Source organism: Pseudarthrobacter sp. 1G09, assembly GCF_050038305.1.
GTDB classification, from domain to species: Bacteria; Actinomycetota; Actinomycetes; order Actinomycetales; family Micrococcaceae; genus Arthrobacter; species Arthrobacter equi.
Window position 1 is genome coordinate 1,308,483 of sequence record NZ_CP188306.1, and the last position, 20,186, is coordinate 1,328,668.

Below are 20,186 nucleotides of genomic sequence, written 5' to 3' on the forward strand. Positions count from 1 at the left end.
GTTCGGTGAAACGCCCTTCCGCAATACTTTGCCGACACCGCCAGCTTCACCATCATTTCGCCGGCGGGACAACGTCGCATACTTGTTCTTAAGGTTGGACGCGTCACCAACCTCGTCGAGGAGACCTTGAAATCATGTAGTACTGTGCCCCGCACCATCGTGCTCCCACACGGATGGTGCCCGAGCTGTGATTATTTTTCGAGCACGAAGGACCCGGAAGGCGTGGCCCGGATGGGTCTGCCGGCTATGTAATATCGGATTACTTACTAGACCGTCGTGGGGCGGCTTGAGAATTCCAAGGGGGATGGCCGAGATGGTGGCTGCCACAAATGTTGGAGCTCTAGATGGAGAGCTGAACGAGCACCAAATAGCCGTGCGGGAAGTGGCAGACCATTTGGAAGGATTGGTCCGAGGCGGCAAGAGCATAGCAGCGGCCGTCCTAGCCCTCTCCAATGGCTTCTTTAAAGTCGAGGATTCGTTGTTGAATGCAGGCCGGGCGGAATACGAACGACGACGCAAAATCATCCAAGAATGGGATGACGTAGATGGCACCGACGTCCTGCACAGCGGGGGTGAGGGCGGATGGTACGGGGGACCGAAGGAGGGTGACTTCTTTTGGCCACCACTTCGTAATCGATTGAAGTCTGAGCTGCCAGAGGCTTTCGATGACGTGGACAGGTCTTCATCCCGCGTAATCGACCTAGGGGACCGGCCGGGTGAGGAGACCATCGATACGCGTGGTCTCGTGCTGGGATATGTGCAAAGTGGTAAGACGACCAACTTCATGTCCGTCATCGCTAAGGCCGCTGACGTGGGTTACCGACTGATCATTGTTCTATCCGGAATCACAGACAACCTCCGGCAACAGACGCAAGAACGGCTGTACGACTATCTCGTTGACCCGTGCCAGACAAGAGTGCACCTTCTGACTACTCAGGAGCAAGATTTCTCCGAAATTACGCCGTCCGAGGCGCTGTTCAGCCAAGACGATCTGAGACTTCTCGCCATCGTCAAGAAAAATCCGGCCAGGCTGCGGCGGCTAAACGCTTGGATCAAAAAGGCATCCGCAACGACCCTGGCCAACTGCCCGATTCTTATCATCGATGATGAAGCAGATCAGGCCTCAATCGACGTCGGGGGCAGTCGCCAATCGACAATTAATAAGCTCATTCAGGAGCTGCTGTCCCACCCAAAATCCGCCTACATCGCCTACACCGCTACCCCGTTTGCCAACCTGTTGATTGATCCAGTCGACGAATCGGGTCTCTACCCCCGAAATTTCGTAGTCACGTTGCCGCGGTCCGATGCCTACTTTGGTCCTGAGCGAATCTTCGGGACGCTGGAAGCCGAAGAAGGAGTAGACCCGGATGATGGTCTCGACGTAGTTCGTGAAGTCCCTATAGAAGATGCCGCCATCGTCAAACCGCCGACGAACAAGGACAAACTTGAACAATGGACTGCGTCGGTACCACCCTCTCTCCGGCGGGCAGTCCTCTGGTTTGCCCTCGCCACTGCGGCGCGCAGGCTCCGTTCGAATGAGATTCGTCACTCCTCGATGCTTGTGCACACCTCAATGCGGGCTGTCGCCCACCAAGCCACGAAGACCGCTGTCGAGGCGGAGCTGTTAGCCTTGCGTAAGAGCGTTGCCTCGCAGGACCCCGCGGTCCTAAGGGAGCTGGCGGAAATGTGGGTTTCGGAGACGCAGCGTATAGGCGCCAACGCATTTAATAACGCGCCGGTTTCCGTAGCTGAGGTCATGGCTGAACTCCCCAAGACACTCGATTCCACACGGGTGCTCATGGACAATTACTTGTCTGGCGAGCGATTGAAATACACCAAAGACCAGGCTGAGACTGTAATTGTGGTGGGGGGTAATACGCTCTCGCGGGGTCTGACTCTCGAAGGGTTGATTTCCAGCTACTTTGTTCGAGCCGCATCCGCTTATGACACTTTGCTCCAGATGGGCCGATGGTTCGGTTACCGAAAGGGCTATGAGGACCTGGTTCGCGTCTGGATGACAACCGAGCTTCGCGAATGGTTCGTCGCGCTCGCAACGGTCGAGGCCGAGATTCGAGAAGAAATTGATACTTACGCCAAAGAAGGAATGAAGCCATCTCAGCTGCCTGTGCGGATTAGGTCCCATCCGCAAATGACGATTACCGCAGCGGCAAAGATGCGCAGTGCGATCAAAGTTAACGTGAGCTACTCGGGCACGAAGGTCCAGACCATCCTCTTCAACGATGAAGACAAGCAGTGGCTCGATACCAACATAGAGGCTACCGCCGCGCTCGTTGCAGCAGCCCGTGCCTCAGGGCACACAGAAGATGAGTTGCCGAGTAAGAGTATGCGCGGGTTTTCTGGCATATCGAATGACCTGATTCTCGACTTCTTGACCGATTACAAGGTTCACGAAGATGCGCGGACTATTCAGACCGATACAGTCCGCGAATATATTCGCACCCAAGCGGATAAGGGAGCCTTGGACTCTTGGAATGTTGTATTCGTTGAGCGCCAGAATGCGCCTGTATCCGACCTTAGTCTGGGCCTTGATGAGCCGTTGAAGCTTTTGCAGCGCCGCAAAATGGTCGCCAGCAGTAAGAGTGGCGTGGCGAATCTCAAAGCCATCTCGTCACGTTGGGATCGATTCGCTGATCTTGAATACACCAAAAAATCCATCGTCGACTCCCACGGACTGTCAAGTGAAGCTCAAGTCCGTGACTCCCATTTGCGAGACCTCAGGAGGAAGCGGGGACTGGACAAGGTCGGCCTCTTGGCTATCTATGCCATAAACAAAGACTCGGACATCACCGAAGAGACCCGCTCGGAGGTGATAAGTGTCGCGAACCATAGCGATCCCACGAAACCGAAGTCCGAACGTGTCCCGCTGAAAGCGGCGAATCACTTGATTGGCATATCACTGATGTTCCCCGAAGCGCGTGACCTGTCCGACACTGTCGATTACTACAGTGCGCGGGTAGACCCTGACGAAGTTGAAGATGTGGAGGCTGAACTCGCTGCGGCTGACGACCTCGACGAAAAGCACGCGATACAAGAAGAGGCTGCCGCAAAATGATGGACGCTAAGGAATCCTCCAATTCCATTTTTTCATTCCTTCAGGGTCAAATGCCTGCTCCGCACAAGCTGACCGTCAGGAACACGGACGTTCTGACAGAACATGGGCCGGTCGTTCATGCCATTGATGGCAGCGGACATCCGACCCTGCTTGTCCCCGTTGCCTCCCAACCGGAAAACAGCATCGACTGGCAAAACAAACTCGTCACTTTCGGGTACCGGACCATCACTGTCGCAGGCAAGCAGCAAGCCTTCTTGGCACTGCAGTGCCTTGCGGAACGGGTTCGATCACAGTTCAGCCTGCTGGCCGACGACATTATGGACGCAGTGGCGGCGGACCCCGGCAAGGCGGATCTGCTCACGAGGCAAACGGTCGACCGTTGGAAGGAGCTGCTACGGGATGACAAGCCGCGCCTTCTAGGTCAATCGCAACTTTCCGGGCTATATGGAGAGCTGCTTTTCTTGGAACAGCTTGCATTTCATCATGGTTCTTGGGCGCTGCGATCGTGGACTGGCCCCCAGGGAAACAGGCACGACTTTGAGTTCGAAAACGCTTCCTTCGAGGTGAAGACCACCATGAGCAACAACAACATGATTGTTGGCTTCCACGGGGCACGCCAACTCGAGGCCACGGACGGTCAGCCGCTATACGTTGCCGCCTATCAGATCGAGCGCACGCCTCAAGGCGATTCCATCTCAACTATTCTTGAACGCCTATACGATTCCGGTATAGATCGCTTAGACATGCTGAGGCTGCTGGAGAAAGTCGGCTATTTCGAAGCGGATTCCGGTCACTACGCTGCGCATCGTTTCCTAGCCCTTTCCAGCAAAACCTTGGCTGTAGGCAGCGATTTTCCTCGCATAACGCGCGAAACCATGCCCATGCCCGGAATGCTCGATGGGATCGCCGCGCTCCAGTACTCCGTCGATCTGGGTCCGTTAGCTGCTGTCGACATTCCACTGGAAGAACTGAAGGAGGCTATGTCTCTGTGAACGGGACGTTCCGACTGTTCCGACACCCGTGGGAGCCAACGGGTAGCGGAGATGCCAAGTCCATTCAGAAGGCCATGGGCAAGACAAGCCTGGACCTTTGGAGCGTGCTGCTGAGGGAATCACTGCAGAACAGCTGGGATGCACGGCAAAGCAGCCACATCGAGTTTCACGTCGCAGACACCCTGCTCTCTGAAGAGCAGACCGGGGTTCTTATTCACGACTTGTTCTGCGAGCTTCCGCCCCACGGCGCCTCTCGGCAAATCCCTCAGAAGGCGAGCAGCGGACGTCTGCGCGTACTAACAATCTCCGACTACGGAACGACGGGCCTGGGAGGCCCCGTCCGCGCCAACATCGAACCGGCGGAGGGCGAACGCGCGGATTTCGCCGATTTTGTTCGCAACTTCGGTCGCGATGATGGCAAAGGTCTTAGAGGCGGCACCTACGGCTATGGCAAAGGTGTGCTGTATCAGGCCAGCAGCGTGGGCGTATGCCTGGTCTACTCGCAGGCGGTCGTTGGGCAAACTATCGAGAACCGCTTGATTGGCGTCTCCGGTGGCGATGGGGGCTACGTCCATGAGGGTTTCAAGTTCACAGGTCGAAATTGGTGGGGAGCGATTTCTTCTGACGGAATTGTAGATCCCGTGACGGGGGATACGGCTCGGTTGATAGCCCAATCGGTAGGCATGCCGGTGCCCAACAGCGATCAGACCGGCACAAGCATCATGGTGCTGGCCCCACAGCATTTCCAAGGCGAAGGAGGAGACGTCCTTTTGTCGGATCGAATTTTGGCCATCCGAGCGGCTGCCGTTAAATGGGCTTGGCCACATGCCGTGGACACTGGCGACGGGCCGAACGTTCGTTTTGTCTTCGGCTTGGACGGCGTGGAGTTGCCGAACATCGACCCCCTGAAGGAACCGCTCGTTAGGCACTTTGCACAGGCCTACGTGGACAGCGAGCGATTCGCGGCGACGCAGAAGACCCCTATCACTTCTCAGACAAAACTCGAAACAATAATGTCTCAGAGGCCCATTCGTCGTCTCGGAATCTTGGCAATGCGACAGGCGATCAACCACTTTTCCGACGATCGAAGCTTGGAGAACTCTGTGGCTCTCATGCGGGCCCCCAGGATAATCGTCAAGTACATGGATGTCACTGCTCCGGCCGACGACTACTCCGTCTACTCGGTCTTTTTGGCCGACGAGGGCGTTGATGAGGACTTCGCGTCTTCCGAGCCTGTTACGCACGACGACTGGATCGTTAAAGATGCGATAACTCGTGGGAGCTTTAATTTCGTTCGCATCGCGCTGAGCAGGATCGAAGGAACCTTCAAGCGGATGCACGGTTCGTCAGGTCCCGCTACGGTAGCTCAGCAAGCGGCTGGCGCGACACGGATCGCCACGGCGCTGGGAGGCCTGATCGGCGGCATTAGTGGGCATGGGGCGAACTCGCAACCTGAAAAGGTGCCGGGTGGAGGTGGACCGGCTAAGGCAGGAGGGCGCCGTGCGTCTGCGAAGCTGGCGGCGCCACCCCGCCTCATGATCATGGATGGATCGCCCCATGTTGGATTCCCTTACGCCGTTACTGGCGGGAAGGTGGGCGAGTCCTTTGAGCTCAGCGTTCGCGGCCACGTGGTGACACTAACTGGTGCCATCGAAGTGGACGCTCCTCTCGGAGAAGATGGACCCCAATTCGTTGGATGGCAGGTGGACGATGAGATCGTGCGCACGCAGTCGATCAAGGTCAATGTTCCGTCCGAACACGATTACCTGGCCATATTCGCCCAGCCGAAAAATACGGCCGTGTCCTCGACTGTGGCCTTGGAATTGGTTAAGGAATGAGAAGGATCAGTCTAGGCCATCTCGTCGTTGAGGAAGGGGCCATCGAACCGCCGGAATGGAAGTATTCGGTCAACGGACAGATTGCCAACCTGACGGGAGGCATCCTCCCGGACTGGAACTACTTTTCTGATCTTGATGTCTCCTGCAACATGACGTTGAATCTCGCGGAGCTGCGGCAAGCATTGCAGGTTCCGGACGACCTTGTGCTCGCGTGGGTCCTAATCGCTCGCTCGACTTCGTCCCCCGTAATCACGACCAGCGTTCCCCTCCCGGTCACGAGCGGGGCCCAAGAGGTCGCCATAACCGTACCTGCTTCTACTCTGAGTGGTGCTCTCACACTCGAACTCGAAATGGGTGTCCTCTCGCCATCGAAAAACCCGCCCAGCGACTTCGCTCCATCCCAGGTCGGTCACACCGTTTACCGCGCGACCTCCAAGATTGTCCTTGAGGGCGACGGCGGCCAGTTGCCCATCCTTCCTGTCTCCTTCACAGATCACGGCATCACGAACCCGAAATCCTCGCTCTGGTGGCTACGAGTGTTGTCTCAGGACCTTCATGATCCGGCAGGAGCCTCGCTGTGGATGTGGCTCAACACCGATAACCCTCAGCTACAGCCGCTTATCGATCACGTCGACTCTGAGGCGGGAGACTTGTGGATGCAGGTCTTGAAAATGGACTTTATTCGCCAACTACTGCGTGAGGCCCTAAGTCACGCGGACTTGGACGAGTCGCGCGATTATCCTGAAGGGTCGCTCGGAGCATTGCTGCTGGGTGTCGTAAAACTGGTGGGATCGTCCCTGAAGGAAGTTCGAAGCAAGTACAGCGACGATCCCGGCAGAGTTGAAGCTGATCTTCAGGGCGTCGTAAACGGGAGTGGAAGTTGAACGCAACGCCAGTATGCTTTCCGAGGCTCCCGGTGGCTCAGGCAGCTGCCATGTGGAACGATCTGCGGGTCCAATCCTTTGAGGAAATTGGTCACCTGACATCCTCAATTACCACTGCGGGGGCCGAGTTCTATCCTGTAGCTACAGCACGATGCACTGACCGGGATCTAGCGGAACTGCGCGCCGCGGTAATTGCAGAAGCACGGCTACACGGTTTCCCATACATGGATCAGGCCAGGCAGAAAACTGAATTCGACCAGGCCGTCTCTAGGATCCTTTACGAGCGGATGAACATTTTACCGGCTGATGCCGCGAGTGTGGATGTGTGGAACTTCATCAACATCCGGCTTTTGCCGGACGTTGCCATTTGGCGATACGGTCACCGGTCTGGCGATGGCGCTCGTTGGGAAGTTACGGAAGCCAGGCTCTTTGCCATGACGCGCACAATTTTTGGGCGACTTTGGTGGAGAGCGTTTCTACTCGGCCCCGACATTGCGGTGCGTCTTAAGGAAGATGAATCGGTTCAGCTAACAGAACGTCCTCTCATCTGTGGATATGCGCCATTGGCGCGGGCCATAGCGAACAGACATCTTTCAACATTTTCGACTGGTAGGCGAATGATGCTCCTGCGCGACGCCATGAAGCGGTTCACGCGTCGACTTGTAGTCGTCAGCGCCTTTCTCATGACGGAAGAGCAGATAGCTGATCTGGTCGAGGACGTCTTCCTTGAAAGTGAACAAGCTATGAAGGCTGCGGAGACTAAAATATAGCCGCTATTCGCTGCCCAATTTGGCTGGCCAAGAGCGGTGGGACCGCATTACCCACTTGTGTGAACTGCTGCGTCCGGTTTCCTAAGAAAATGTAGTCGTCTGGAAAAGTCTGCAAGCGCGCGGCTTCCCGGACGGTGAGACTGCGCATTTGTGCGGCGTCGGGATGGATGAAGTAGTGCCCATCCTTTGCGATGTGGGAGACCACCGTGGATGACGGCGAACCGGCCACCTGCACCCGGAACCTATCTTCAAAAGGGACGATGTCAGCTTCGATGTTCGCATGAAGTGGCCAAAGACTGCGAGGAAGTTCTCGCACTTTCGGGCTGTTCAAGCGCTGTTTGGCCAGAGCGCTGAGGGCTCCATAACGGAGGAGATCCGGGATCATGTGGCCCCTGGCTTCGTGGTTCCACGTGGGGAGGCCGGCGGACGCTTCGGATCGGATGAATTCGTGATAGCGCCGAGCACTTTCGGTCATCAGACCATCGAGAGTCTTCGGCCGGTCCCTCGAAGCGTAGGGCAGTGAATTCATGCCACGGCCATCAATCTGTGCGCTTGGAACGTACTTCTTGACGGTACGACGAACGTCATACCAAGCTTCAGTGTCGTCAGCTTTGAAGCGTGAAATTCTAGAGCGCAGTGCCGGGAGGTTGCCAATAGCATTTGCCACCGTAACTAAGCCAGATGGTTTGAGGACTAAGGGTCGCTCGAGCCCACTGTCCCTACTCACGCCCACGATTATCAGGCGGTGGCGCTTCTGAGGCACGCCGTAGTCTTCAGACCGTATGAGGAAATCACCAGCGTCAAGAGCGTCACCCTCATGGTCCACAACCATGGAGAACAAATCGTATTGAACTCCGTCGGAGGGCTGCTGCAGATCTGTCCGTATCAAATCGAACATGTTTTGGCCTCTATTGACCGAAGACAGCAGCCCCTTGACGTTTTCCATCACGAAGACCGTGGGCCGGTGCGTTCTGATGATGTGGAGGTATTCGCGGTATAAGAAGTGCTTGTGGTCGTCCTGAAATGACGAGTCGTTTGTCCGTCTTGACCGGCCGGCCAACGAGTAGGCTTGGCAAGGCGGTCCGCCGATGAGGACCCACCTATCCGCGTCGGCGCCCAGTGCCTTTCGAATGATGGCGTCAGACTCAGCCCTGCTCTCTTCCGACAGGACGAACTCGTGTACTTCTTCCACGGCTTCTTTGTACGCCACCTGAAAGTCTGAATCGGCATGCAGAGATTCAACCGAAAGGTCACCAGCGAGAAAATCCCGCAGAGCATCGTTGGATGCAGCCCCACCGCGGCGCAATGCCCGCACGGCGCTTCTGAATCTAAGCGTCTGGACGGCTGACTTTTCCATCTCGATGGACGCCACCGTTCGAAAGACTGCACGGCCCTCACTATCGAGTACAGAGGAGAAACCCTCGTTCAGGCCGCCTGGTCCGGCAAATACATCGACTACGGGTATCAAGTGCGTCTCCTCTGGTGCTGCTGACTCTCAAAGTTACCAGGTCGTCGGCATCCATCGCGACCGCGGGTAGAGCCGGTGAGAGTTCTAACGGCACGACATGATGCGTAGAAATAACCTACTTCCGCGGACTGACATTCTACGTGACTCACGTGGAGGGAAGCCGCGCAGTCACGCTGTAGCAGTTGCACGTTTGCATGGTGCTCGCGCGAGCCACGTAGATCAAACGTGCACGCCGAGCCGCATCGGAATTCGACCACTAGTTTGGCGAGCATCCGCGGCTCGTAGCCGCCTCGCAAACTCGATGCGGGGAATGAGGCGTGGTAGAGCAACCCCCTTCTCGGGAGGTGGTCGTAATTCGAGAGACCACCACCACCGGCACTAGTGTCATGCGCCACCAAGGGACTGGGCTGGACGAAGTGAATCATGAGTCGTCTCCGCCAATGCTGCTGCAGAGAATGGTGCTGCAGAGAATGTATGGTCGTCTAAGGTGCGAATGTGGCCTTCCATACCCCCACTCATCAAGTGTCACCGAAAGATAAAAGCCAAGCTAAGGATTGCCGAATGGTCGAAGAGATTGTGCCACCTGTGGGCGAACCGTTCCGTCCGCGAGCACGGCTGCTTCAACTCCTTGGCGACCAGCTCATCGGTAGCCCGCGTCTAGCGCTCTTCGAACTAGTAAAGAACGCATATGATGCCGACGCTGCTGTTGTGACCGTCTCTATGCAGAATGTGGACGACGCTATGAGGGCTGAGATCTGCGTTCAGGACGACGGAACGGGAATGTCTTTGGCGACCCTTAAAGACATTTGGCTTGTTCCGGGCCACGATCACAAGGCGTCAATGCGGGAGCATAGTAAACGAACGACAAAGGGGCGGCTCCCTCTGGGCGAAAAAGGCGTAGGACGATTTGCGGTCCATAAGCTTGGCAATAGGGTGGAGCTAATTACGCGTGAAGAAGGCGCACCCGAATATGTCATGGATATCGATTGGGCCGAGGTTGCCAATGCTGAGTTTCTCGATGAGGTCAGGATTCAGATCGACACCAGGTCTCCCGAAGTTTTCATCGGTGAAAGACACGGGACAAGGGTAACTGTGTCTGATTTACGAGGCCCAGTATGGACGCGCGGTGAGGTGCGTCGACTTGCTAGACAGATCACATCGATTTCCTCGCCATTCGAGGATAAGACCGCCGACTTTTCTGCTGAGATAGAAATACCTGATCACAACGAATGGCTTGATGACCTTCCGGACACGCAAGCCTTAGTTTCTAATGCCCCTTGGAAATTCGAATTTAGCATCGTTAACAATGTATTTAGTTGGAAGTATCACTTTAGGGGAGTTCCTGGTATAAAGCTAGAGCCCCGCATTGCAGGTGATTCGATGGTCGGCCTTCTCCTTAATCCCGATGATTTAGCTGAGCAAGACAAGTTAGAGCGTATAGATGGCAAGCCCAAGCCAAAGGCGCTTAGAAGTACGATATCTCTAAGCGACGGCATTGGCGATATCCGAGGAGAGCTTTACGTATTTGACCGCGATCGAGATGTTCTTTCAAAGGTGGGATATAGTCAGTCTTTGCAGGCATTTCTTGATGAAAGTGGTGGAATTCGCGTTTATCGTGACGATATTCGAGTGTATAACTATGGTGAACAAGGAGATGATTGGTTAGGCTTGGATTTGCGTCGAGTCAACTCTCCAACAAAGCGAATTAGCAACAACATAGTTGTTGGATCGATTAATCTGGATTTGGAGACCAGCACCGGTCTGAAAGAGAAGACCAATCGTGAAGGGTTCGTGGAAAATGTAACCCTCACCCGCTTCAAGGCACTCATTTTGGGTGCGCTGGCACACTTCGAAGCTGAGCGGAATATCGATAAGCGAGAACTCCGCAAACTGTTGTCGAAGGATCGATCCTCCTTAGGAGCCGGCATAACTAGGCCCCTCAAGCAGATAAGCGCCCTCGCTCGAAAAAACGGCCTCAGTGATGAGATGGACCCGCTGGTTCAAAAGGCCCAGCGTGCATACGACGAGATGCGCGAAATCATGCTCAGAGCTGGTGTCTCCGGCATGTCCCTGGTCATCGTGCACCATGAGATTGACCATGGTGTCAGGCTCCTCGAGAAGATGGTAGCCAAAGGCGACAATTCTGACCGAGTCGTTCACCATGCCCGTGAGCTTGTAGGCGTTCTCGATAGCTTTGGCGATCTCATTAGAAAAGGGGCCACCTCCAAGCACGACATACGTGCAGTCGCAAGACGAGCTCTTGATCTCAACAGCGTCCGGCTTTCTAACCACGATGTTGAGATCAAGCTCGAAAGCCCGGAAGGCGCTTCATCTTCGTTTCTGACGGAGCTGCCGCTAGGGCTTATTCTTGGGGCTGTGACAAATATCATTGATAATAGCATCTACTGGCTATCGTCTAGGTGGTCTGATTCAGACGGGATTGCGCAAAAGCGAATTTTTATGCGCGTTGATGCAAACGCATTCCCGGAGGGGCCATCTTTAATTATTGCTGACAATGGCCCCGGATTTTCTGATGAGCTTTCTGATGCCATTGAACCTTTCTTTACGCGACGCCCCGATGGCATAGGTGTTGGTTTGTATTATGCGAATTTGATTATGCAAACCCTCGGAGGGAATCTGCGACTCCTTTCAGATGAAGATGGATTAATACCCGCCGAATATGATGGCGCCGCATTGGCTCTTACTTTTAGGAATGTTTAGGTGTTTACTCCTGCGAGATTTGTCGTTATTGATGACAATGCTCTGCATGCTCATGCAATTGCGGCTTGCGTTCAAGAGCTTGGATCGTCATGCGCGGTAGTAGTTTGGTCTGTAGAAGCAGACGTCCCGGCACACGTTTTTTTGGGTGCTCGGGTGATTTTCATGGATCTTCAACTCCAAGACCGCACAGTGGGCGACTTTCGAAGGCACTTTGCCGAGATACAGAGAATACTTGGGCAGGTAATAAATCCTCAGGGCGGGCCCTACATGCTCGTGCTCTGGACAGACGCGCCTGAACGTGCTGAGGAACTGGAGGCCTATCTTGAAACCAACCTTTTCGGAAAGTCGCCGCACACCCGGCCGATCAGGCTGCTCCCCCTGTCGAAGAGCGACTTCATAGATTCCTCCACCGGTACTCCTTTGAACTCAACGGATTTAGGTAGCAAGATCCGGGCTGACATCAGTTCCGTTCCTTCTATGGCGGCGTTGCTACAGTGGGAGTCTGATGTATTGGCGGCAACTAACGGCGTTCTGCAGAACGTAGTATCGGCAGCCATTGACGGTAATGGAAAGTTGGTCGATTTGCCGTCCGTCTTGAAGCGAATAGCTATCGATGTGGCCGGGCAGGCTCACGCCGAAGCCGATCCGGAAGCTGCCATACACATGGCGTTGCTTCCCCTACTTCAAGATCAGATCCAGTTCTCCGCTTCGGCGGAAGGTCCTCCGACCGTATGGCCCCGAGCATTCGAAAATGCGCCCGAAAAGTTGCCGAATTTGTCGCGCGAAAGAGCTGCACGACTCAACTCGAGTTTGCATCTGAGGTTTTCTTCGAATGGTGTCATGTCGCCAACTTCTTGGGGTGCTATCTGCACTTTAGAAGAGAAGTTTCCTTGGTGCGACTTCGGAATGACCGACGCACAGGACTATGTGGATTCCGTTGTAATACTTGGTGTGGATACTAAGTGGGCCGACAACAGTACGGATATGCCGGCGGAGGTGGCGGCTGTGCACCCGGCGCGGGAGGCGGACGCTGAACCCCCAGCGGAGAAAGTCGTAGAATCGCCAAGCGAGGAGGTCGGCGACCTACTCGTCGAGTCGGACGGGTCGGAGCAGCGCCGGGTCCACCTGTGCCAGATCCGAACTGGAGCTGCATGCGATTTTGCGCAAAAAGCGGATGGACCGATTCCCTACGTTCTGGCCGCGTTCATCCCTGTCCGCAAAGACAATCCCAAGAAGCGACCCGAGCTCAAACCTCGGTCCACGGCCTGGATGTCTCCCCTACTAGATATTGGAGATTGGGGACGAGGATACCTCTTCGTGGAGCCGCGTTTCTCAAGAACCAGGGGAGCAGATCAGACGACTTCGTTCAGTGTCATTGCGAGCATTCGTGAGCAGCTCCTGATGGAGCTTATATCCGCGATGTCTCATCACGCTTCCCGTCCAGGAATCACGCAGTTTCTAGGCGAGGACTAACTCCTTCAGAACGGAAGCTGAGCTTTGGAGTACTCCGTTGTAGCTTCCGAATAGATCCCCCAAAAAGGGACAAGTCCTTGGCGGTAGGACTTCACCGCGTTCTGGCTCATCGAGAAGCGCGGCCGCCATGGGCTCATCGCCGTGCGCCACCTGCGCTCCCGCCAGGTGTGGCCGGTCATCGTCACCACAGTCCTCACCCTCGCTGGCATCTTCGCGATCATCAACTTCACCGTGGTGCTGCTCAGCCAGGATCACGACGGCGGCTTCGGCCTTAGTGCCTCCCTTTCGGCTCTGCTGTTCCTCACCCCGGCCGCGCTCATTGGCGTGTTCGCCGCACCTTTGGCGGGGTGGTTGGCCGACCGGCGCGGCTGGGTCCGGATCCTGCGGTTTGGGACCGGAATGAGCCTGGTGTGCGCCGTGATTGCTGCCCTGTTCTCCACTTCGCCTGTGGCGGTGTTGATTGCTGTTGCTTGCTTGGGCGTCTTCTACAACGGCCTGTTCCTCACCGCCATCAACGGGCTCTCGGTTCTGCTTTCACCCAAGGAGGCCCCGGCCGCGCTGCCCGGCATCAACGGTGCGTCCTTCGGTATCGGGGCGAGCCTCGGCGTCGTCCTCGTGGCGCCCTTCGCCGCCCAGGCCACGGCCGCCGGCTACGCCACCGCCCTCTGGATCTCGGTGGGCATCACCGCCGCCGCGTTTCTCGTCAGCCTCTTCGTCGCCGCCCCAAAGGGCGAGACCCTCTAACCCCTCATCCCCTGCAAGGAGACACCATGACCACCTGCCACCCGATCTACCTGGACTGCGACACCGGGATCGACGACGCCCTCGCCCTGGCCTACCTGCTCGCCTCGCCCCTTGCCTCCGTGGTCGGGATCGGGACCGTCAGCGGGAACGTCAGTGCCGCCGTCGGTGCCCGCAACACCCTGGACCTGCTGGACCTTGCCGGCGCCGCCGATGTTCCGGTGGCGCTGGGCGCGCACGATCCCCTTGCCGGGTCGTTTCACGGCGGGGCGCCCTGGGTGCACGGGTCCAACGGTGTGGGCGAGGTTGAGCTGCCTGCTTCCGGAGCTTCGCTGGCCGCCGAGTCCGCGGCGGAGATGCTGGTGCGGCTGGCGCGTCTGTACCCGGGGGAGCTGCGGGTGGCGGCGATCGGGCCGCTGACCAACCTGGCCCAGGCGTTGCGGCTGGAGCCGTTGTTGCCGTCGCTGGTGGAGTCCGTGACCGTGATGGGCGGGGCCGCGCTGGCGCCGGGGAACATCACCCCCGTGGCCGCGGCTAACATCTGGCACGATCCCGAGGCCGCCGCCCTGGTGCTGGCCGCCGACTGGGACGTGACCCTGGTGCCGCTGGACGTGACCATGGCGTCGGTGCTGGAGGAAACCCACCGGCAGTCATTGTTGGCCTCGTCTGCGCCGGTGCCGCGGGCGCTGGGGGAGACCCTGGGCTACTACTTCCGGTTTTACGAGGGCATCTATGGCCGGCCTTGCTCCACGATGCACGATCCGCTGGCCGCCGCGCTCGCCGTAGGGGCAGTGAAGACTGCCCTGGCACCCGTGGTGCGTGCCGCCGTCGACACCTCCGACGGACCCGGCCGCGGGCAGACGGCGTGTGACATGCGCGGGCTGTACGCGGGCTACCCGCCGGTGGGAGGCGCGCGGTGCCGCGTGGTGCGCTCACTCGAGGACGACTTCGCCCCGCATCTGATGGAGACGCTGCTGTCGCCAGTGGTTGAGCCTGCAGAGTTCGAGCCAGCGTGGGTCCGCTGAGCCCGGTGGTTGTCGGCGGGAAGCCGTCAGGCAGACCCGCTGTTACGGTTGCTCTAGCGCGCCTTATGGTAATTATTAAATTGCCTTAGCGCTTTCAGCGTCAAAGGCAATACGCAGGAACGGGCGGAGATGCGGGTCAGCAAACCGGTAGACGTAGCGCCTGGCCGTCCCTGTACGCTCCAAAATTCCGCCGTACTCCGACTTCACTAAGTTGGACAGTGCCACATTCAAGAAGGTGTGGGCTTTACCGTTGTCACCGTATTCTTTCTTCCATAGGGCCTCCACGTCCGGATAATGCCATTCGCGCGAACTTGAGCGGGACAATATGTTCAGCAGTCGCCGCCGAGGCTGAACTTTGCCCCCGACCTCACAAGCGTCGCTCATCCTGGACGTATATGACGCGCTGACAGAATTGGCGCATAACTTCAAAGCAGGCTGGACCATGGAGGCATCGATGAATAAATTTTCTTGTTCCCGAGCAGCTTGCGCTATTTCCAAACCAAGCATGTGAGCAAAGTAGGGGAAGCCATCGCTGTAGAAAACTAAGTTTTCCAGGGATTCCTCAGTGATTTGAAGACCAAGTAGCCGGAAACCACCTATCAAAATTTTTCTTATTTCATTATCAGGCATTCGCGGTACGCCAATCTCTGCTGTCCGCCGGCCAAACGACACCGAGGGAACGAGGAGCGTCTTGGCATCCTTAGCTATGCCGATTGCCACAATTTTGATGTCTTGTCCTGAGTTGGCTGCTCGTGCCTTGTCAGATAACGCTTCCATCGCCTGAGCGAGCTTGGGGCGGGCTGCCTCAGGGACGTTTTGAAAGTTGTCCAACACCAGAACTGTGTAACCGGCCCCTTCCATAGCTTCCAGCAGGACTTCTAACGGGGGCAACTGAACGACTTCGAACTCGCGTTCGCCCCCGCCCTCCAATTTGATGCCGCCCTTAAGGCTCGTAAGATACGGTACAGATGCTTCGACTTCCCCGTTCACTTCAGCCTTAGCCTCAAAAGTGCGGCTTAATTCTCGGACTTTGACAATTTTACGGAGAGCATAGTCCAAGATTGCCTCGTAATCCATGCTGTCGTTACACTCTACGACCACGACACGCCGGCCAACGCTTTCGGCTGCATAAGTAAGGAGAGAACTTTTGCCAACGCCGGTGTCGCCATAGATCAGAACTTGGCACCCTTTTTCCTTAAGGGCGAGTTCGGTCTGTTTTTGAACAGGACGAAGGCCCCTCAGGTCTAGTTCTACCCGCGCTTCGAACATCTCTTTGGAGACGATTGTGCGGGGCGTAAATACGTCACCTGGCTCTCGAAGTTCCGTCATGAACAAGACTCTATATCTGGCGGTATGTGAACGACCAATTGCTGCGCCAACGGTGGGTCTACTCGAATATTTATACCAAGTTGCCAGGTGAACGTACTGCTCGAAAGTACAGCCACCTCACGGCCTTTCCGCATCCCGGAACTCCTGCACCTCCCGGGGATCCACGCCGTCATCCGTTACCAAGGTCCTGGGAAGTGCCAGCTGCCCGCACGCTTCGAACGGCCGCAGCCCGAGCTTTTATAAATCTGCCTGGCCGGGGAGTCCCCGCCCGTGCCACGCCATGAGCTCCTTGAGCAGGGCTTGGGCCCGTCCGATCGGTGCCTAGCGGTGGGCGACCGATACCCGAATGATCCGGGCGTGACCGGAGAGTTCAATGCTGCACGCGCTTCCACCCAAAGGCGGCACAATTGTGCCGGCATATTGCAGCCGACCGTAATGCCAGTAGTTATGCATGTCTGCCAGGTGGCCGCCGAGGGCTTCACCTTCGTCAATGTGGCGCCACACCTTGTGCACTTGGAGATCGCTCCGGGAGGTTACCCTCAAATACCTGCGGAGACTAACACGCGAACCGGGCCTCTTGCGGCGCGCTACCTGACGAACCGCGCCCAGGAAACAAGGAGGAGCAGGGCAATCCCCCTCGGTCTTTCCGGCGACGGCCCCCACATCCTCAGGACTGGAACTGCTGCATCACCGAGAGGTGGCCTAGACGGGCGGCGATGAGGCACTTGGCCAGGTAGAAGGGCCGGTTGCCGTGCCGGACGTATTGGGTGAGCACGAGGACCGGGTCCGTCGGACGCAGGGACAGCAGCTTCGCGCGGCTGGGGCCCACCTGGCTGAGGCTGATCTGGCACTCACCCGGGCCGGCCAACCGGCCCAGCTGGTTGTTGAGCACGGCAAGCAAGGTGCTGCCGCCGTCGTCCTTTATCTCCAGGGGCGCGGCGGCACCCCTGCCGAAGCTGACCGGCTGGGCGGTGACGTTTTCCTGCAGGTGGGCGATGGCCTCGCCGCCCCGGATGAGGACGGATTCCCAGAGCCAGCATTCGCTTCCGGGGTCGACGCCGATGCCGGGGGCGACGAACTCCGAGGCGGCCTGGCGGAGCGCCTGGGTTCGCTTCACCTCGAGCGTCTGGCCGGGGCCGGCGAGGACCTCTTCGAACGGGCGGATGCGTTCCATGCCGACGCGGGGGAGCGTGTCCGAGACGAAGCGTCCGACGCCGCGCCGCGCCCTGATCAGCCCGTCCTCCTCCAGGAGCATGAGGGGCTTCGCGGACCACGGTGCGGCTGACTTTCATGTCGGCGCCGAGTTCGGTTTCGGTGTGGACCATGGAGCCGGGCGTGAGGAGGCCGTTGCGGATGGCCTCGGCGATGCGCGAGTACACGGCCACGCGCAGCGGCGAGCCGGGCTGGGCGGCCACCGGCTGGGACAGCAACCGGGCGGCGTCCTGGTGCACGTTTTGCCTCGCTCTTTTGGTGGATTGGTTCGGGGATTCCAGCTTAAAACAACACGTTGCACCAGTTTGTCGGACAAGTGTGGTGGGGACTGGCGCGACCCTTCCAACGCGCCGGAGCGCCGTTGTAGTGTCATGGCGTGATCGTGCCCGATATCTCGCAGGACGCCGTGGCGGTGGCGGACCACTATGACGACCTCGACCCCATCTATCGCAGTGTGTGGGGAGACCATGTCCACCACGGGCTGTGGACCACGGGTCGGGAGACTCCCAGCGAAGCGGTCGAGGCGCTGGTCGACACCGTCGGCGACCGGCTGGGTCTCATGCCCGGCCAGGAGTGCGTGGACATAGGCTGCGGCTACGGCTCCACCGCACGGCGGCTCGCGGTGAAACGCGGGGTCCGCGTCACGGGCTTCACCCTTTCCGCCGAGCAGGCCCACTACGCCGCCGCGCACTCCTTACCGGACGTGGACATCCAGGTCCGCGACTGGCTCACCAACGGCCTGCCAGGTGCCTCGGCCGAGGCTGCGTGGGCGATTGAGTCGAGCGAACACATGGTCGACAAGCCCAAATTCTTCGCCGAAGCGCACCGGGTGCTGGTGCCCGGCGGCGGCTTCGTTATTTGTGCGTGGCTTGCCGAGACCGATGCCAGCCGCTGGAAGGTCCGCTACCTGCTCGAACCGATCTGTCGCGAAGGCCGACTGCCCTCCATGGGTACCCGCGAGGAGTACGAGGAGATGGCGACGGCGGCCGGCTTCACGGTCACCGGCTATGAGGATGTCAGCACGCGCGTTGCCCGGACGTGGATGATCTGCGCTGGCCGGCTGCTGAAGGCCCTGCTCGTTGATCCCGGGACACGGCGCCTTGCCCTTGGCACACGCAATCGCGGCGCCATTCTCAGCATTCCCCGCCTGATCCTGGCTTACCGCACCGACGCCATGCGCTACGGCATCTTCACGCTCTCGAAGACTGGGGAATAACGGTCCGGCCGAGGCACGGGCGACGTCTCGCCTGGCGTTCCTCAAACTGAAGGAGGGCGACGGCGGCAGGTCGTGACGCCGTCGTCGTTCCTCCGGGCGCTGATCCTTCGCCGGGGGTGCGGGCGCCACCTGCCGCCGTCCCGTCGAATAGACGTACGTCATGACCGGGTGCAAGGGTTGTCGGATGGATGCCGACATCAACTTCTACTTTGACCCCGTCTGCCCCTTCGCCTGGATGACGAGCAAATGGGTGCGGCAGGTGCAGGCGCAGCGCGACTACACGGTGGACTGGCGGTTCATCTCATTGCGTCTGATCAACTCGAACGTGGACTACGACGCACAATTCCCGCCGGAGTACGAGGCTGGGCACACGGCCGGTCTCCGGCTTCTGCGGGTGGCGGCCCGGGCCCGTGCGGAGCACGGCCGCGAGTCGATGGCCCGGCTGTATGAGGCCTTCGGCTCCCACATCTTCGACACCGCCCCGGACCCGGCCGAACAGCGCACCGAGGGCGAAATCCGTGAGCGGCGCGGAACACGTGAGTTCGTGGAGCCAATCCTCGCAGAGGCAGGCTTGCCCCTGGCCCTGGCGGACGCTCTGGACGACGAGTCCTGGGACCGCGGGATCCGCCAGGAGACGGATGAGGCGCTGGCCTTGACGGGGAAGGACGTGGGCACGCCCATTATCCACTTCGAGCCACCGGCCGGGGTGGCCTTCTTCGGTCCGGTGATCAGCCGCCTGCCGGACGACGACTCGGCCGCCGAGCTGTGGGATCACGTGGTGGGTCTCGCACGCTTCCCCGGTTTTGCCGAACTCAAGCGGAGCCTGCGCGAGCAGCCGCAGCTTGCTGCCTTCGGCGTCGATGCCGATACGGTGGGTCAGCAGGAAGACTGGCACGGCGGCAGCCGGCGGCAGAAGAAATGACGTCAATAGAGGATGGATCGATGAAGACAAACACCCGCCAACACCAGGAATCCGTCACGGTCCAGGTCTCAGCCGAGACGCTCTACGACCTGGTCTCCGACGTCACCCGCACCGGCGAATGGAGCCCGGTCTGTACGTCGTGCTGGTGGGACGACGAGGCCAGCGCGGGTCAGGCCGGCGCCTGGTTCACCGGCCGCAACGAGATCCCGGGGCGGACGTGGGAGACCCGGTCGCAGGTGGTGGCTGCCGAGCGCGGCCGCGAGTTCGCCTGGGTGGTGGGCGGCAAATACGTCCGCTGGGGCTTCACCCTGACGCCGGTAGACAGCGGGACGACGACGCTGACGGAGACCTGGGAATTCCTGCCCGAGGGTATCGCCATGTTCGGGGAAAAATACGGCGATGAGGCCGACGCCCAGATCGCCGAACGCACCCAGCAGGCCCTCGACGGTATCCCGAAAACGCTCGCAGCGATCAAGCGGATCGCCGAGTCCGCAGACTGGAACGGGGACGTGCGCGCCTAAA

General features: G+C 58.5%; 14 protein-coding genes and 1 pseudogene. 12 read left to right on the plus strand and 3 right to left on the minus strand.

The window, feature by feature from the left end:
• The first annotated feature begins 304 nt into the window (after nucleotides 1–304).
• The 5 genes from ACP3TD_RS06130 to ACP3TD_RS06150 all read left to right on the plus strand — a co-directional run bounded on the left by ACP3TD_RS06130 (nucleotide 305) and on the right by ACP3TD_RS06150 (nucleotide 7,557).
• Entirely contained in the window at nucleotides 305–3,073 is a 2,769-nt protein-coding gene (locus ACP3TD_RS06130; protein WP_426766137.1) for a Z1 domain-containing protein, read from the plus strand.
• Nucleotides 3,070–4,065, plus strand: a complete 996-nt coding sequence (locus tag ACP3TD_RS06135) for a PD-(D/E)XK motif protein (RefSeq protein WP_426766138.1) — start codon at nucleotides 3,070–3,072, stop codon at nucleotides 4,063–4,065. The genes ACP3TD_RS06130 and ACP3TD_RS06135 overlap by 4 nt, the downstream gene beginning before the upstream one ends.
• Nucleotides 4,066–4,139: 74 nt before the next feature.
• The gene (locus ACP3TD_RS06140; RefSeq protein ID WP_426766140.1) at nucleotides 4,140–5,903 is read left to right on the plus strand and encodes a hypothetical protein; all 1,764 of its coding nucleotides are present in this window, start codon (nucleotides 4,140–4,142) and stop codon (nucleotides 5,901–5,903) included.
• Nucleotides 5,900–6,787, plus strand: a complete 888-nt coding sequence (locus tag ACP3TD_RS06145; protein ID WP_426766141.1) for a hypothetical protein — start codon at nucleotides 5,900–5,902, stop codon at nucleotides 6,785–6,787. The genes ACP3TD_RS06140 and ACP3TD_RS06145 overlap by 4 nt, the downstream gene beginning before the upstream one ends.
• Before the next feature lie 50 nt (nucleotides 6,788–6,837).
• Nucleotides 6,838–7,557, plus strand: a complete 720-nt coding sequence (locus tag ACP3TD_RS06150; protein WP_426766142.1) for a hypothetical protein — start codon at nucleotides 6,838–6,840, stop codon at nucleotides 7,555–7,557.
• On the opposite strand, the gene ACP3TD_RS06155 is transcribed toward ACP3TD_RS06150, so the two are convergent.
• Nucleotides 7,547–9,025: a DNA cytosine methyltransferase gene (locus tag ACP3TD_RS06155; protein ID WP_426766144.1), complete on the minus strand. Its 1,479-nt coding sequence runs from the start codon at nucleotides 9,023–9,025 to the stop codon at nucleotides 7,547–7,549. The two genes, ACP3TD_RS06150 and ACP3TD_RS06155, sit on opposite strands and share 11 nt — an antisense overlap.
• A 561-nt stretch (nucleotides 9,026–9,586) precedes the next feature.
• Here ACP3TD_RS06155 and ACP3TD_RS06160 point away from each other — a divergent pair.
• The 4 genes and pseudogenes from ACP3TD_RS06160 to ACP3TD_RS06175 all read left to right on the plus strand — a co-directional run bounded on the left by ACP3TD_RS06160 (nucleotide 9,587) and on the right by ACP3TD_RS06175 (nucleotide 14,985).
• A complete protein-coding gene (locus ACP3TD_RS06160) occupies nucleotides 9,587–11,746 on the plus strand; it encodes an ATP-binding protein (protein WP_426766145.1) in 2,160 nt (719 codons plus the stop codon).
• The gene (locus ACP3TD_RS06165) at nucleotides 11,747–13,219 is read left to right on the plus strand and encodes a hypothetical protein (protein WP_426766147.1); all 1,473 of its coding nucleotides are present in this window, start codon (nucleotides 11,747–11,749) and stop codon (nucleotides 13,217–13,219) included.
• 90 nt (nucleotides 13,220–13,309) lie between these two features.
• Nucleotides 13,310–13,963: pseudogene (locus ACP3TD_RS06170) on the plus strand (MFS transporter); the annotation flags it as partial.
• 26 nt (nucleotides 13,964–13,989) lie between these two features.
• Nucleotides 13,990–14,985, plus strand: coding sequence for a nucleoside hydrolase (locus tag ACP3TD_RS06175; RefSeq protein WP_426766149.1), 996 nt, complete (start codon nucleotides 13,990–13,992; stop codon nucleotides 14,983–14,985).
• Nucleotides 14,986–15,060: 75 nt separating this feature from the next.
• On the opposite strand, the gene ACP3TD_RS06180 is transcribed toward ACP3TD_RS06175, so the two are convergent.
• Nucleotides 15,061–16,314 (minus strand): AAA family ATPase, encoded by a 1,254-nt coding sequence (locus ACP3TD_RS06180; protein ID WP_426766150.1) that lies wholly within the window; start codon nucleotides 16,312–16,314, stop codon nucleotides 15,061–15,063.
• A 667-nt stretch (nucleotides 16,315–16,981) separates the two neighbouring features.
• On the minus strand, nucleotides 16,982–17,569 hold the full coding sequence (locus ACP3TD_RS06185; protein WP_426767322.1) for a GntR family transcriptional regulator: 588 nt from the start codon (nucleotides 17,567–17,569) through the stop codon (nucleotides 16,982–16,984).
• 333 nt (nucleotides 17,570–17,902) lie between these two features.
• Between ACP3TD_RS06185 and ACP3TD_RS06190 the strand changes: the two genes are divergently transcribed.
• From ACP3TD_RS06190 to ACP3TD_RS06200, 3 genes are all read left to right on the plus strand, one after another.
• On the plus strand, nucleotides 17,903–18,742 hold the full coding sequence (locus ACP3TD_RS06190) for a class I SAM-dependent methyltransferase (protein ID WP_426766152.1): 840 nt from the start codon (nucleotides 17,903–17,905) through the stop codon (nucleotides 18,740–18,742).
• Between the two features lie 184 nt (nucleotides 18,743–18,926).
• Nucleotides 18,927–19,664 carry a hypothetical protein gene (locus ACP3TD_RS06195; protein WP_426766154.1) on the plus strand — a complete coding sequence of 246 codons (738 nt, stop codon included), beginning with the start codon at nucleotides 18,927–18,929 and terminating at the stop codon, nucleotides 19,662–19,664.
• A 20-nt stretch (nucleotides 19,665–19,684) separates the two neighbouring features.
• The gene (locus tag ACP3TD_RS06200; RefSeq protein WP_426766156.1) at nucleotides 19,685–20,185 is read left to right on the plus strand and encodes an SRPBCC family protein; all 501 of its coding nucleotides are present in this window, start codon (nucleotides 19,685–19,687) and stop codon (nucleotides 20,183–20,185) included.
• Nucleotide 20,186 lies beyond the last annotated feature (1 nt).

Excerpts from the sequence above, each read along its gene's own strand:
- ACP3TD_RS06130 (WP_426766137.1), top strand. The coding sequence starts at position 305 with ATGGCCGAGATGGTGGCTGCCACAAATGTTGGAGCTCTAGATGGAGAG.
- ACP3TD_RS06135 (WP_426766138.1), top strand. The coding sequence starts at position 3,070 with ATGATGGACGCTAAGGAATCCTCCAATTCCATTTTTTCATTCCTTCAG.
- ACP3TD_RS06140 (WP_426766140.1), top strand. The coding sequence starts at position 4,140 with ATGGGCAAGACAAGCCTGGACCTTTGGAGCGTGCTGCTGAGGGAATCA.
- ACP3TD_RS06145 (WP_426766141.1), top strand. The coding sequence starts at position 5,900 with ATGAGAAGGATCAGTCTAGGCCATCTCGTCGTTGAGGAAGGGGCCATC.
- ACP3TD_RS06150 (WP_426766142.1), top strand. The coding sequence starts at position 6,838 with ATGTGGAACGATCTGCGGGTCCAATCCTTTGAGGAAATTGGTCACCTG.
- ACP3TD_RS06160 (WP_426766145.1), top strand. The coding sequence starts at position 9,587 with ATGGTCGAAGAGATTGTGCCACCTGTGGGCGAACCGTTCCGTCCGCGA.
- ACP3TD_RS06175 (WP_426766149.1), top strand. The coding sequence starts at position 13,990 with ATGACCACCTGCCACCCGATCTACCTGGACTGCGACACCGGGATCGAC.
- ACP3TD_RS06180 (WP_426766150.1), bottom strand. The coding sequence starts at position 16,314 with ATGACGGAACTTCGAGAGCCAGGTGACGTATTTACGCCCCGCACAATC.
- ACP3TD_RS06185 (WP_426767322.1), bottom strand. The coding sequence starts at position 17,569 with ATGCTCCTGGAGGAGGACGGGCTGATCAGGGCGCGGCGCGGCGTCGGA.
- ACP3TD_RS06195 (WP_426766154.1), top strand. The coding sequence starts at position 18,927 with ATGGATGCCGACATCAACTTCTACTTTGACCCCGTCTGCCCCTTCGCC.
- ACP3TD_RS06200 (WP_426766156.1), top strand. The coding sequence starts at position 19,685 with ATGAAGACAAACACCCGCCAACACCAGGAATCCGTCACGGTCCAGGTC.